General features: G+C 51.9%; 14 protein-coding genes and 3 tRNA genes. 5 read left to right on the plus strand and 12 right to left on the minus strand.

Annotated elements, in window-relative coordinates; translation table 11 throughout:
• Positions 1-7 precede the first annotated feature (7 nt).
• From deoC to N5923_RS12745, 11 genes are all read right to left on the minus strand, one after another.
• Entirely contained in the window at positions 8-787 is a 780-nt protein-coding gene (gene deoC / locus N5923_RS12695; protein WP_267141346.1) for a deoxyribose-phosphate aldolase, read from the minus strand.
• Between the two features lie 228 nt (positions 788-1,015).
• Complete coding sequence (locus tag N5923_RS12700; RefSeq protein ID WP_267141347.1) at positions 1,016-1,786, minus strand: TatD family hydrolase; 771 nt, start codon at positions 1,784-1,786, stop codon at positions 1,016-1,018.
• Positions 1,783-2,835: a patatin-like phospholipase family protein gene (locus tag N5923_RS12705; protein WP_267141348.1), complete on the minus strand. Its 1,053-nt coding sequence runs from the start codon at positions 2,833-2,835 to the stop codon at positions 1,783-1,785. Before N5923_RS12705 ends, N5923_RS12700 begins: the two co-directional genes overlap by 4 nt.
• A gap of 90 nt (positions 2,836-2,925) precedes the next feature.
• The gene (locus N5923_RS12710; protein WP_267141349.1) at positions 2,926-3,126 is read right to left on the minus strand and encodes a CsbD family protein; all 201 of its coding nucleotides are present in this window, start codon (positions 3,124-3,126) and stop codon (positions 2,926-2,928) included.
• A 48-nt stretch (positions 3,127-3,174) separates the two neighbouring features.
• On the minus strand, positions 3,175-3,336 hold the full coding sequence (locus N5923_RS12715) for a DUF1328 domain-containing protein (RefSeq protein WP_017800599.1): 162 nt from the start codon (positions 3,334-3,336) through the stop codon (positions 3,175-3,177).
• A gap of 136 nt (positions 3,337-3,472) precedes the next feature.
• On the minus strand, positions 3,473-4,087 hold the full coding sequence (gene osmY / locus N5923_RS12720) for a molecular chaperone OsmY (RefSeq protein WP_267141350.1): 615 nt from the start codon (positions 4,085-4,087) through the stop codon (positions 3,473-3,475).
• A gap of 318 nt (positions 4,088-4,405) precedes the next feature.
• Positions 4,406-5,995 carry a peptide chain release factor 3 gene (gene prfC / locus N5923_RS12725; protein WP_267141351.1) on the minus strand — a complete coding sequence of 530 codons (1,590 nt, stop codon included), beginning with the start codon at positions 5,993-5,995 and terminating at the stop codon, positions 4,406-4,408.
• Between the two features lie 276 nt (positions 5,996-6,271).
• The gene (locus tag N5923_RS12730) at positions 6,272-6,757 is read right to left on the minus strand and encodes a hypothetical protein (protein ID WP_267141352.1); all 486 of its coding nucleotides are present in this window, start codon (positions 6,755-6,757) and stop codon (positions 6,272-6,274) included.
• A gap of 174 nt (positions 6,758-6,931) precedes the next feature.
• Positions 6,932-7,612 (minus strand): pyrimidine 5'-nucleotidase, encoded by a 681-nt coding sequence (gene yjjG / locus N5923_RS12735; RefSeq protein ID WP_267141353.1) that lies wholly within the window; start codon positions 7,610-7,612, stop codon positions 6,932-6,934.
• Positions 7,613-7,638: 26 nt separating this feature from the next.
• Complete coding sequence (gene rimI, locus N5923_RS12740) at positions 7,639-8,079, minus strand: ribosomal protein S18-alanine N-acetyltransferase (protein WP_267141354.1); 441 nt, start codon at positions 8,077-8,079, stop codon at positions 7,639-7,641.
• Positions 8,042-8,461, minus strand: a complete 420-nt coding sequence (locus tag N5923_RS12745; protein ID WP_267141355.1) for a DNA polymerase III subunit psi — start codon at positions 8,459-8,461, stop codon at positions 8,042-8,044. The genes rimI and N5923_RS12745 overlap by 38 nt, the downstream gene beginning before the upstream one ends.
• 150 nt (positions 8,462-8,611) lie before the next feature.
• Between N5923_RS12745 and rsmC the strand changes: the two genes are divergently transcribed.
• The 4 genes from rsmC (at position 8,612) to N5923_RS12765 (ending at position 10,139) form a co-directional block, all read left to right on the plus strand.
• Entirely contained in the window at positions 8,612-9,646 is a 1,035-nt protein-coding gene (gene rsmC / locus N5923_RS12750; RefSeq protein WP_267141356.1) for a 16S rRNA (guanine(1207)-N(2))-methyltransferase RsmC, read from the plus strand.
• A 175-nt stretch (positions 9,647-9,821) separates the two neighbouring features.
• Positions 9,822-9,908 (plus strand) — tRNA-Leu (locus N5923_RS12755).
• Between the two features lie 26 nt (positions 9,909-9,934).
• Positions 9,935-10,021 (plus strand) — tRNA-Leu (locus N5923_RS12760).
• 31 nt (positions 10,022-10,052) lie between these two features.
• A tRNA-Leu gene (locus N5923_RS12765) sits at positions 10,053-10,139 on the plus strand.
• Between the two features lie 76 nt (positions 10,140-10,215).
• Here N5923_RS12765 and N5923_RS12770 read toward each other — a convergent pair.
• The gene (locus N5923_RS12770; RefSeq protein ID WP_267141357.1) at positions 10,216-10,500 is read right to left on the minus strand and encodes a DUF1435 domain-containing protein; all 285 of its coding nucleotides are present in this window, start codon (positions 10,498-10,500) and stop codon (positions 10,216-10,218) included.
• Between the two features lie 240 nt (positions 10,501-10,740).
• On the opposite strand from N5923_RS12770, the gene N5923_RS12775 reads away from it, so the two are divergent.
• On the plus strand, positions 10,741-11,838 hold the full coding sequence (locus tag N5923_RS12775; RefSeq protein ID WP_267141358.1) for a diguanylate cyclase: 1,098 nt from the start codon (positions 10,741-10,743) through the stop codon (positions 11,836-11,838).
• The last annotated feature ends 254 nt before the right edge of the window (positions 11,839-12,092 follow it).

Below are 12,092 nucleotides of genomic sequence, written 5' to 3' on the forward strand. Positions count from 1 at the left end.
GGGCGAATCAATATCCGGACTGGCTGGTGGCGCCCTGATATCCGGCGGCATTCAACAGACTGGCCAGCAAACTGGAGGCGCCAAAGCGGAAGTGGCGCGCATCGGCCCAGTCACTGCCAAGCAGGTCGTCAGCCAGTTTCAGGTACAGTGCGGCGTCTTCAGCAGTACGTACGCCACCGGCTGGTTTAAAACCAACCTGCGCTTTAACGCCTTTATCACGGATCACTGTCATCATGATTTCAGCCACTTCCGGCGTGGCGTTAACCGGCACTTTACCGGTGGAGGTTTTGATAAAATCGGCGCCAGCATCAATGGCAATTTCTGATGCCTGACGGATCAGCGCCGTCTCTTTCAGCTCACCGCTTTCGATAATTACTTTCAGCAGCACATTGGCGGCGGCGCAGGCTTCTTTACAGGCTTTCACGAGCGTAAAACCGACTTCGCTGTTACCGGCCATCAGTGCGCGATACGGGAATACCACATCCACTTCATCGGCACCGTAAGCGATCGCGGCACGGGTTTCCGCCAGCGCGATATCAATATCGTCGTTGCCATGCGGGAAGTTGGTGACGGTGGCGATACGGATATCCGGCGTACCCTGCTCCAGCAGCGTTTTACGCGCAATCGGAATAAAACGCGGGTAGATGCAGATGGCGGCTGTATTACCCGCCGGGGATTTTGCCTGATGACACAGTGCAATCACTTTCGCATCGGTGTCATCATCATTCAGGGTGGTCAGATCCATCAATTTCAGGGCGCGCAGCGCCGCAGCAGTTACATCAGTCATGCTACTCTCCAACAACAGTTTAGTGAGCCTTGCGACGATGTTAACATTCTAACAGCGCACTGGCGCCATTGATGTGCGTCAACTCACATATGATTAAGAAACGACTATTAGCATTCTATATTTTTTGTGAGATATTTCACATAAAAACGCGATCAAATGCCATAACCAAAGCCAGATTGCGGCATTCAAGGCTATTCAGCGGATGATGTTATAATTCTAACATTTAAGTCAGATGGTAAACAACTGGCGGGTATTTTCACGCAAGGTTTCACGAATAAGCTCCGGGGCTTCGCTGCGTAATTCACACAAAGATTGCCAGACATTCAGGATACGCTCAGGGCGATTTGGCTGTCCCTGAAAACCGCACAGCGGCATATCCGGTGCATCGGTTTCCAGCAGCAGTGCGTTAAGCGGCAGACGGGCAATGGTTTCACGGGTTTTGCTGGCACGCGGATAAGTAATAGTGCCACCTACGCCGATGCTATAGCCTGCTTTGATAAACGCTTCTGCCTGTTGCAGACTACCGGCAAAGCCATGCACCACGCCACGGCGCGGCAGCTCAATCCGCCGTAAATGCTGCGCCAGTTTGTCATGGGTGCGGCGCGAATGCAGGATCACCGGCAGTTGATAATCACGCGCCAGCCGCAACTGCGCATCCAGCAGCGCCTGCTGTTTAGCAAACTGCGGGTTATCCATATAGAGATCAAGCCCCATCTCGCCGATCGCCACCAGTTTGGCCGGACGCTGCTGCAAATGCTGCTCCAGCAGCGCGATGGCCGCATCGTTATGCTCAGCGATCGCCAGCGGATGCAGTCCCAGCGCGGCATACAGCGCAGAATGGTTTTCCGCCAGCGCCAGCACCCGTTGAAAACGATCGGCTGTCACCGCAGGAACAATAATTTTATCGACGCCCGCGCTGGCGGCGCGCTGTAAGCTCTCGCTCTCATGTTCACTAAACGGCGGAAAATCAAAATGACAGTGGGTATCAACAAAACTCATGCACGGGATCCTTCGTCATAATCGATATCATTACCGGCCACCGGACCGCGGATAATTGCATTGTTCGCCGGCTCATTAGCCACTGCCGCCGGCGGGGTGACCTGCAGATGACGCATAAAGCTGCCGCTGTCGTTCAGTGACTGGCCAACAGTGGCGAGGAAATAGCGCCCGCAACGGCGACCAAGGTGATAGTCCTGATTCAGTGACGCCACCCGGCTGCCCAGCGCACTGCTGGCCAGCGGTTTCGGCGGATAAATTTCCAGAATACGCAGTTTGCCCGGCGGCTTTTCAATAAAACGCTGAATCTGGTGATAGCTCTGCTCATGCTGCTGGATAACATGCAGCAGCGGCTGCAACGCACTTTCGCCCAGCCAGCGCTCCATTCGCTTGATCCATTGCGGGGTGTAATACATCTGCGAAGGCACGGTGCGGATCACCACAATGGTATCGGCGCCACGGCGGGCTGCTTCGCGCACCGGAATGGCGTCGCTGATACCGCCGTCAAGATAGCTGATGCCATCCAGATCCACGCCAGGGCGGTAGAAGCCGGGGATCGCGCTGGACGCTTTGATAATATTCAGCCAGTTATCCGCCGTTGGCGCGAAATAGCCCGGCGTATAATCATCACTGCGACAGGCGCACATATAGAACTCTTTGCCGCTGCTAAAAATCTTCTCCGCGCTGCTCATCGCCAGGGGAAACTCTTTAGCGGTGATATCTGTCAGCCAGTCAAGATCGATCAGATGTCCGCCACGTACAAAGCGCAGAGGATCAAAAAACAGTTTGCTGGTGGTGTAACGGGTGATCACCCGGCGCGCATAGCCCGGCTGCGCGCAGACAAAGGCCGACAGATTTTGTGCGCCGGCGGAGGTGCCCAGCATCAGATGGAAAGGGTTAAAATTAGCGCGCTGAAACTCATCAAGCACCCCGGCGGTAAAGATCCCACGCTGCCCGCCACCTTCACAGACCAGTGCGATTTTACCCGGTTTAAAGTGGGGTAACCTTAATGGCTCGATATTGCCCAGCGTGACAGGAATGCGTTTGCCCAACGGCGTACTCCTCAGAAATGCTGTAGCAGCGACAGACGGTATCTGAGGGGTTATAACATCGGGAAGAGGGGATGACAAACAAGGTAGCCCTTATTGCAAAGGCTCCCGAGGTGAGGTGCTTTTTAGTGACGGATCCTGCTGCTCTCTGCCGTAATCCTCCTGGAGGATGCCGGAGAGCCAGTCATTATTCCCTGCGACCCAGGCGCAATCGTTATCAAACCATTCCGCCCACATCAACCATAGCTGGCCTTTCAATTGCTTATATCTGCCAACGATGATGTCGCTATTCATGACTGGCCTCCGCTAAGAGAACTTAATCGAAACACATGTCCGATTTAACTAAGGCCTTTTGCGGCCGGTAAACAGGCTAACGAGGAACAGAATAATACCGACAACGAAGACAATTTTAGCTGCCCACGCGGCTGTACCTGCTAAACCACCAAAACCTAACGCAGCTGCGATGAGCGCGACAATCAGGAAAATAATACCCCAACGAAACATAAGCCTCTCCTTTACCATAGTGAAAATCGAACTGCTTGTGTCTGTCCGGGGAGCATTCCCACGGACTTATCTTCTCTTTCTTGTTAATACACCTTTCTGCGATGGCTCCCTGAGGGAAACCATCGCATGCTGACCATTAAGGTTTAACTGTCAGGTCGTTTTTAACGCTTTTCACACCTTCAATGGCTTTGGCAATCCCTTCAGCCCGTTCGGACTGCGCCTGACTCTTCACCGCGCCGGACAGCTGAACTACGCCATCGGTGGTTTCAACCTTCACATTACGAGACGGTACGATGTCATCAGCTAATAGTTTAGCTTTAATTTCGCTAGTCGTTGCCGTATCGCCTGCATAACCACTTACAGATTGCTTTTTGCTGTCTTTAACGTGCAGTTTGTCACTCACTGATTTCACGCCTTCCACTTTCTCAGCCAGCGCAACCGCTTTCTCTGCCTGATCCTGTGAAGTAACAAAACCGTTCAGCGTTACCACACCTGAGTGGGTCTCAACGGAGATATCAGTGCTTTTGATCGCTTCGTCATCAACGAGAGCGGCTTTAACTTTTGCTGTAACTGAGCTGTCGCCCATGTAGCCATCGACTTTTTTCATAGAACTATCGATTTTTGAACCCGCGCTATCGGCGGTGGCTGATGCTTTCTGAGTCGCGCTTTGCTCTGCCAGAGCGGAGCCGCTCATCAGCGCAGAACCAACCATTACAGCCATCAGAGTTTTAACGATTTTAGAGTTGTTCATCGATATATTCCTTCTACCTGTTGATACGCCCCACAACCGTGGGCTTTACAGCTACAAACGGCGTAACTGTTGAAATGGTTACCGGATGCAAACCACACAAACCAGCAGCCGACAGAGATAATCATAGTCAAGAATCAGGATTTAGCTGGATCTGATGGTGTAAAAGCAGGCAAAAGCGGGAAAACAGAGGTTTTTTAGGAGGAGTCTGTGTGAGGCGGGTAAAGAATAGACGGTTATCAGCAAACCTGCACAATTATAGCCTGCCAGGAAAAAAATGCTGGCCGGGCAAAGCCGGCCAGCATCATTAAAACCTGACGATTAATGTTCGCGGGTTTTACGGAAGACCACATCAGGATAGCGTTCCTGGGTGATATTCAGGTTTACCATGGTAGGAGCAATGTAAGTCAGGTTATCGCCTCCATCCAGCGCCAGGTTAACTTCATTCTTACGCTGGAATTCGTCGAATTTCTTCACATCATTGCACTCCACCCAGCGGGCGGTGGAAACGTTAACCGATTCGTAAATCGCTTCAACGTTATATTCGCTTTTCAGACGCGCAACCACCACCTCAAACTGCAGCACACCGACCGCACCGACGATCAGATCGTTGTTATGCACCGGACGGAAGACCTGCACCGCGCCCTCTTCTGATAGCTGAACCAGCCCTTTCAGCAGCTGTTTCTGCTTCAGTGGATCGCGCAGACGAATACGGCGGAACAGTTCAGGGGCGAAGTTCGGAATGCCGGTGAACTTCATGTTCTCGCCCTGGGTAAAGGTATCACCAATCTGGATGGTGCCGTGGTTATGCAATCCGATAATATCGCCCGGGAAAGCCTCTTCTACATGCGAGCGGTCACCAGCCATAAAGGTCAGGGCATCGGAAATCACCACGTCTTTACCGGTACGCACCTGGCGCAGTTTCATACCTTTCTCATATTTACCGGAAACCACACGCATAAAGGCTACGCGGTCACGGTGTTTCGGGTCCATATTGGCCTGAATTTTAAAGACAAAACCGCTAAATTTCTCATCAGCTGCGGTGACAACACGGGTATCGGTGTTGCGCGGCATTGGCGAAGGTGCCCACTCCACCAGACCGTCCAGCATATGATCGACACCAAAGTTACCGAGTGCGGTACCGAAGAACACTGGCGTCAGTTTGCCAGCAAGGAAAGCCTGCTGATCAAATTCGTGTGATGCGCCCTGCACCAGTTCCAGCTCTTCACGCAGCTGCGACACAATCTCTTCACCGACGACCTTGTCCAGATCCGGGTTATCCAGACCTTTAACAATGCGTACTTCCTGAATCGTGTGGCCCTGACCGCTCTGATAAAGGTAGATCTCATCTTTATAGAGGTGGTAAACGCCTTTAAATTGCTTACCACAGCCAATCGGCCAGGTAATCGGCGCACAAGCGATTTTCAGCTCGTTTTCCACTTCATCCATCACTTCCATCGGATCACGGACTTCGCGGTCAAGTTTGTTCATAAAGGTGATAATCGGCGTATCGCGCAGACGGGTGACTTCCATCAGCTTACGGGTACGATCTTCTACCCCTTTGGCGGCATCGATCACCATCAGACAGCAGTCAACCGCCGTCAGCGTACGGTAAGTATCTTCAGAGAAGTCTTCGTGTCCCGGGGTATCCAGCAGGTTAATCAGGCTGTTGCGATACGGGAACTGCATCACCGAGGTGGTAATCGAGATACCACGCTGTTTTTCCATCTCCATCCAGTCAGACTTCGCATGCTGGTTGGAACCACGACCTTTTACGGTACCGGCGGTCTGAATGGCCTGTCCGAACAGCAACACTTTTTCAGTGATGGTAGTTTTACCGGCATCGGGATGAGAAATAATGGCAAAAGTGCGGCGACGAGCCACCTCTTGCATAAAAGGTGCATTTGACATCAGGAGTCTTCTGGTTTGGCGCTGTGAGGCCACGGCGCAGAGCCGCTGTCACAGGCGATTTATCATCAATGGCCGGCATTTTCGCCGATCCGGGGGCTATACACAATCCGCAACGGCGCTTAATCGTTCAGAAAGGAGCAACAAGCCATTTGGCAGCGTGCTGTCGCCATCAGCTGGCGGACGATTAAGCCTGTTTTACACCGGATTGACCTCAGATAAATTTTGCGGGTTCGCTGTCGGGGGAGTGTACGGCAGAAAAAGCCAACTCGCCAGATATCAAGGCAGCCCGGTTGCCTGGTTACAGTGGGTCGAAGGTTGCGCCGAATCCATAATAATTAATACCGTTGTGTAGTGATCGGCAATAACCTGATGCATCAGTTTTCCGCTAATACGATAGCAACCATTGAGTTTCACCGGGCCGTGATCAGAGAGAATCTGCATTTCAGTCACATTATTCTCAGGTTCACTGTCCGCATTTTCATTCGAGGTGTTTGGTGGCGGATTTACCGTTACCGGCGCAGACAGATGCAGCACCGGCACATAGACCTTTTTATCATCCGGTCCGTCGCCGTAGCCTGGCGGGCCATCAAACTGCTGCATATCAACATCCCCCTCCAGCGTAACAACAGCCGGCTGATATTGCAGGACATCTTCTGCATGCGCCATCTGCCCCAGCCCGGTCGTACCTGACAGCATAATGGCAGGTAAAATCAGCGATAAAGGGGATAACTTGCGCCGGGGGTTTTGCTTTTTTTGGGTCATTTTTACGACTCCGCGCCTGTGCATTTTTGCCGCTGAAACTACATCATCAAGTTCTGATGTTTTCAACTGTGCAGCACGGAGATTCAGTACAGAGTTCGCGGAGTGTTATCTAAGAACGGTCTGTGGTTTTAGCACCCCGCGATAACCGTCATTGCAGGGTTTATCCTTATCAGATTAAACCTGCAATAATTCAGCTAACTGCTTCAGCGAGGAGACCTGCCAGTCAGGGTCTATGCCTTCAGGCTTAACGCGGTTATCCGCATTCAGCCAGCAGGTGGCAAGCCCGGCGTTGATGCCGCCAAGAATATCGGAATCAGGGTTATCACCCACCATCATCACGCGTTCCCGCGACGGATTGCCCATTTGCGCTAAAGCATAGTCAAAGATGGCCGCATGAGGCTTTGCATAGCCGACTTGCTCAGAGATAACCAGCAGATCGAAGTACTCAAGAAAGCCGGTGCGCTGCAAACGCGCCTGCTGCAACGCGGTAAAACCGTTGGTGATAATACCCATTTTCACCCGGCCTTTCAGGCCATTCAGCAGGTTTACCGCCCCTTCCAGCGGCACACAAATCTCCGCCATTGCGGTGAGAAAACCGCTGTTCAGCTCGCCTGGCTCAACACTCAGTTTATCCGCCCAGCCCTGAAAACGCTGATGCTGAAGCTGTAACGCGCTGATGACGCCATTCTGGTAATCAACCCACAGCGGCTTATTAATCGCCTGATAATCATCATAATCGGCGGTGGAAAACTGTACATCGTAGTCCTGAAACAGGCGCTGCAAACCAGCAAAAGCATCAAAATGAAAAAGCGTGTCATCAGCGTCGAATAAAATCCAATCCCAATCTTTTAACATCTGGTGATAAATCCTGTTGTTATTGGTCACAAGGTTAAAGCCATAATCAGCGCATCTTCACGACCTTCTGCGGTCGGGTAATAATTTCTGCGCACCGAGACCTCATTAAATTCCAGCTGCTCATACAGCGCGATAGCGCCATGATTTGAGGCGCGCACTTCCAGCCACAGCGTCAGCACGTCGCGCTGCGTCAGTTCCGCAATCAGATGCTCCAGCAGCTGACGTCCCAGTCCGCGGCGCTGAAAAGCAGGATCGACGGCAATATTGAACAACGTGGCTTCATCCAGCACGATTTGGGTGATGGCAAAAGCCGCCATCACACCATCCACATCCAGCCGGTAGCTGAGATAGCGCTCGCCCTGGTTACTGGCAAAGGTATTTTCCGTCCACGGAAAAGCGTGGCTACGCTGTTCAATCGCAAAGGCGTGGCTAAGGTCGCTCGGGGTGAGTAAAGAAATCTGAGTCATGTTCGCAAATCTGCTGCCACAGTACACGTTTCGCACTGGCATTATGGTAGAGCTCTTCAAGAGCCGGAGAAGCCAGCTGCACGCCCTGCACCGTCAACGGGGTATCCATCCCGAGGCGCCAGCTGGCACAGTGATGGTCATCCGGCAGCATCGCCAGCTGATCCGGCGTCAGGGCAAAAGCCTCATGCTGGCCGATTGCCAGCGCACGCAGCACGTCGCTGACCAGTGGATCATCGGTAGAGGGCGGCACATCGGCGATAATCAGCAGGCGCGTATGCGGCGGCAAAGTGAGTGCAATCTCACCCTGCAAGGCGCGCGGACGCCGCAGTACATACTGCGTAATGCCCATTTGCTGTAATAACCAGTCACGTCTGGAGGACATTTTTTTTCCCGTCTGGTCGCCCGATTGCGTCGCTATGCTAACAAACCCGAAGAATATGCGCCAACTTCCCCGCGCCCTCCCTGCGTTTGGTTGCTGCATCAGCTAACACTTTCTGTATAATCCCTGCTCTGATTAGTAAGGAGCCATCCGATGTCCGCTTTTTCCCCGGCCAGTGAAGTAATTCTGCGCCACAGTGATGAATTTATTGAACGCCGCGTGCTGTTTGCCGGTGACCTGCAGGATGACCTGCCCGCTCAACTGGAGACTGCTCTCAGCAAAGTTCATACCCAGCAATATCATCACTGGCAGAACCTCAGCCGGACGATGGGTGAGCGCGCGCAATACAGCCTGGTGGCCAGTGCTGAGATGGTGACTGACTGCGATACCCTGATCTACTACTGGTCGAAAAACAAGCCGGAAGCGCTGTTCCAGCTGCAAAACCTGCTGTCACTGCTGCCGGTGGGCTGCGATATTTTTGTCATCGGCGAAAACCGTAGCGGCGTACGTAGCGCAGAGCAGATGCTTGAGCCGTGGGCTACCATGAGCAAAATTGACAGCGCGCGTCGCTGTGGCCTTTATCACGGTAGTCTCGACCGTCAGCCAGATTTTGATGCGGAAAGCTTCTGGGGTGAATACGCCCTCGACGATTTCACCATTAAAACCCTGCCGGGCGTGTTCAGCCGTGACGGACTGGATATCGGCAGCGATCTGCTGCTGTCGACCTTTAGCCCGCATATGCGCGGCAAAGTGCTGGATATTGGCTGCGGCACCGGCGTGTTATCGACCGTGCTGGCCAGCCAGTCGCCGCGCGTACGTCTGTGGCTGACGGATGTCAGTGCATCGGCGATTGCCGCCAGCAAAGCGACGCTGGCGGCCAACCAGCTGGAAGGTGAAGTGTTTGCCAGTAACGTTTACTCCGATGTTACCGGGCGTTTTGATATGATTATTTCTAACCCGCCATTCCATGAAGGCATGCAAACCAGCCTTGATGCGGCACAAACGCTGATTCGTGGTGCGGTAAAACATCTGAACAGCGGCGGCGAGCTGCGTATTGTGGCTAACGCCTTCCTGCCTTATCCAAAACTGCTGGATGAAATCTTCGGCAGCCATGAAGTATTGGCGCAAACCGGACGCTTTAAGGTTTACCGTGCAGTGATGGGTGCAGGCGCCCGGGCAAAACGTTAATTTGCCGGCTGCGGGTCGCCCGCAGCTTTGCAACTTACTGATTCAGCTTATCGTCATGGATATGTCGCTTTTTCCGGCAATCATTCCATGGCGATGAAATATCTGTTGACGTGCCCGGTAAAATCTCTAGAATGCGCCTCCGTGGTTGCAATACAATAAACCGTATTGTGGGTATGCGAAGGTGGCGGAATTGGTAGACGCGCTAGCTTCAGGTGTTAGTGTCTTAACGGACGTGAGGGTTCAAGTCCCTCTCTTCGCACCAACAACCATGTATTGCTTTGCATTTGCGCGAAGGTGGCGGAATTGGTAGACGCGCTAGCTTCAGGTGTTAGTGTCCTAACGGACGTGAGGGTTCAAGTCCCTCTCTTCGCACCAAATGCAGCGATAAGCGTATGACAACGAAGATGCGAAGGTGGCGGAATTGGTAGACGCGCTAGCTTCAGGTGTTAGTGTCCTAACGGACGTGAGGGTTCAAGTCCCTCTCTTCGCACCAGTTGTAAACGCTCACTTTCTGCAAACAGGCTTACTGCCTTCCCGGTTATTCTCTCTCTTTCTGTTTTAATCCCCACTTACCAGACAGCAAACTTCAGCGAAATCGCCATTACGCAGCCTGCTAACGCAATACAGGAAGGCAGCAGCAGATAATGCCGCAGACGCTTATGGTAGAGCATGCTTACCGTTGCCAGCAGCGCAATCACCATCAGCAGACGCCATTGCGAAAATGAGAGTTCCATTAACGCCATTACCGGGATCATGGCGCAAGGCAGCAGCACGCCCCAGGCGCTATCCAGTCGTTTTCCCAACATCCAGCTCACTCCCCATAATCCACACGCGGTTGCTATCGCCACTAACATCGTCACAACCCTAAGATGATAATGATAACCAATAGCATATGATAATTTTTTTCATTCTGCAGCAAGATTGTTGAGACTTTGTGCCTGAGGATGACAGAGCAGGTGTAAAGTGCTAGATTGGCTCGTTCAGCATTCAAAAAAAACAACATAATAACTGCCACAAACTATTCCTGACCGAATAATAAAATCGAATGTCAGATTTAGCGCTTTGATATTTCAGGGCCGCAGCGAGTAAATAATATGAAATTACAAACTTATGACGAATTGCTACACAGCAAATATCGCCTGACGATGATGTTTTTTCTTTTTTTAAACATGGTCACATCGCTCTTCATTTTGTTCAATGCCAGTTATGTCTTTACATCGCAGATACTCCTGCCGACGGTGCTTATCCCGTGCCTGAGTGTGGCGTTATTCGTCTGGATTTTATTCAGGCCAAAAGTCAAATTATCCCAACTTAATAGTGCGGCATTAATAACAGGAATACTCTGGGCCTGGCATATTTCCGTTAAGCATCAGCTGGTATTCTATTTTAATGCCAGCTACTTACCGATCAGCCTGATCAGCGTGTTCTTTATTTGTGCGATTGCTCTCAGCGATCATCTGTCCGCATTCTGCCTGCATACCGCGCCGCCGGCACTGACAGTGCTGATCCTCGACAACGGCCACAATCTGACGCTGATACTGTCGACCATTGCCCTGCCGCTGGCTGGCTTTACTCTGCTGCACTTTTTACGCCGGCGTAGCGATGAGTTTACCCGTCGCCTGATGTATCAGCTGTATGAAGAGAAACAGACCTACAGCGACCTGAGTATGCTCGATCCACTGACCGGCCTGTATAACCGGCGTGGCCTGAAAAACCGCCTTGAAAGCGTGCTGGAGAACCATTCCGGCAGCCACTTTGTGCTGCTGCTGGATATCGACCATTTTAAGGCTTATAACGACAATTATGGTCATGCGATGGGTGACCAGGCGCTGGCACGCGTGTCAGTGGCTATCCGCGATGCGGTGCGATCGCGCGATATTGTCACCCGCTATGGCGGCGAAGAGTTTCTGGTGCTGCTGACTAACGTTAATGCCTCGATTGCGTTAAAGCTGGCCGAGCGTATCCGGCAATACGTACTGAATTTAGAGATTCCGCATCGCTTCAACGAACGGGTGGCCACCCACGTTACCATCAGCGCCGGTATTGCCCCGCTATTTGCTGATGATTTTGAGCAGGCGCTGGCCCATGCCGATCGCGCGTTGTATGTGGCAAAAAATCGCGGCCGTAATACTATTCTCTGTTGGGAAGACTTGCCGAAAACATCCAGTGCTCAGCCCGCAGATGCTATTTAACTCAAATTAGCCCCCACGCGGGGCTACTATTTCCGCATTAATTATCCCGCACATCTATTTAACTTACCCCTGCGCTTTTCTGGTTATTTCCTCGTTTACCACCACTCAGTGTTTAATAAAGGTAATACTTTAGCTTTCAACTAAATCAGTTAACACAAGCTTTTGACAAATTAGCCGATTGATTGGTATTTAATTTGACTGAATCGATCTATTTAGTACGCCATTACGCCAAAATATCAGTTAACTAAAATTAA

It is taken from the genome of Winslowiella arboricola (assembly GCF_025527015.1).
Lineage (GTDB): Bacteria > Pseudomonadota > Gammaproteobacteria > Enterobacterales > Enterobacteriaceae > Erwinia > Erwinia arboricola.

Bases quoted from the DNA above. Each gene is read 5' to 3' on its own strand.
- deoC (WP_267141346.1), bottom strand. From the start codon at position 787: ATGACTGATGTAACTGCTGCGGCGCTGCGCGCCCTGAAATTGATGGAT.
- N5923_RS12700 (WP_267141347.1), bottom strand. From the start codon at position 1,786: ATGAGTTTTGTTGATACCCACTGTCATTTTGATTTTCCGCCGTTTAGT.
- N5923_RS12710 (WP_267141349.1), bottom strand. From the start codon at position 3,126: ATGAATAGCGACATCATCGTTGGCAGATATAAGCAATTGAAAGGCCAG.
- N5923_RS12715 (WP_017800599.1), bottom strand. From the start codon at position 3,336: ATGTTTCGTTGGGGTATTATTTTCCTGATTGTCGCGCTCATCGCAGCT.
- osmY (WP_267141350.1), bottom strand. From the start codon at position 4,087: ATGAACAACTCTAAAATCGTTAAAACTCTGATGGCTGTAATGGTTGGT.
- prfC (WP_267141351.1), bottom strand. From the start codon at position 5,995: ATGTCAAATGCACCTTTTATGCAAGAGGTGGCTCGTCGCCGCACTTTT.
- N5923_RS12730 (WP_267141352.1), bottom strand. From the start codon at position 6,757: ATGACCCAAAAAAAGCAAAACCCCCGGCGCAAGTTATCCCCTTTATCG.
- yjjG (WP_267141353.1), bottom strand. From the start codon at position 7,612: ATGTTAAAAGATTGGGATTGGATTTTATTCGACGCTGATGACACGCTT.
- rimI (WP_267141354.1), bottom strand. From the start codon at position 8,079: ATGACTCAGATTTCTTTACTCACCCCGAGCGACCTTAGCCACGCCTTT.
- N5923_RS12745 (WP_267141355.1), bottom strand. From the start codon at position 8,461: ATGTCCTCCAGACGTGACTGGTTATTACAGCAAATGGGCATTACGCAG.
- rsmC (WP_267141356.1), top strand. From the start codon at position 8,612: ATGTCCGCTTTTTCCCCGGCCAGTGAAGTAATTCTGCGCCACAGTGAT.
- N5923_RS12770 (WP_267141357.1), bottom strand. From the start codon at position 10,500: ATGTTAGTGGCGATAGCAACCGCGTGTGGATTATGGGGAGTGAGCTGG.
- N5923_RS12775 (WP_267141358.1), top strand. From the start codon at position 10,741: ATGAAATTACAAACTTATGACGAATTGCTACACAGCAAATATCGCCTG.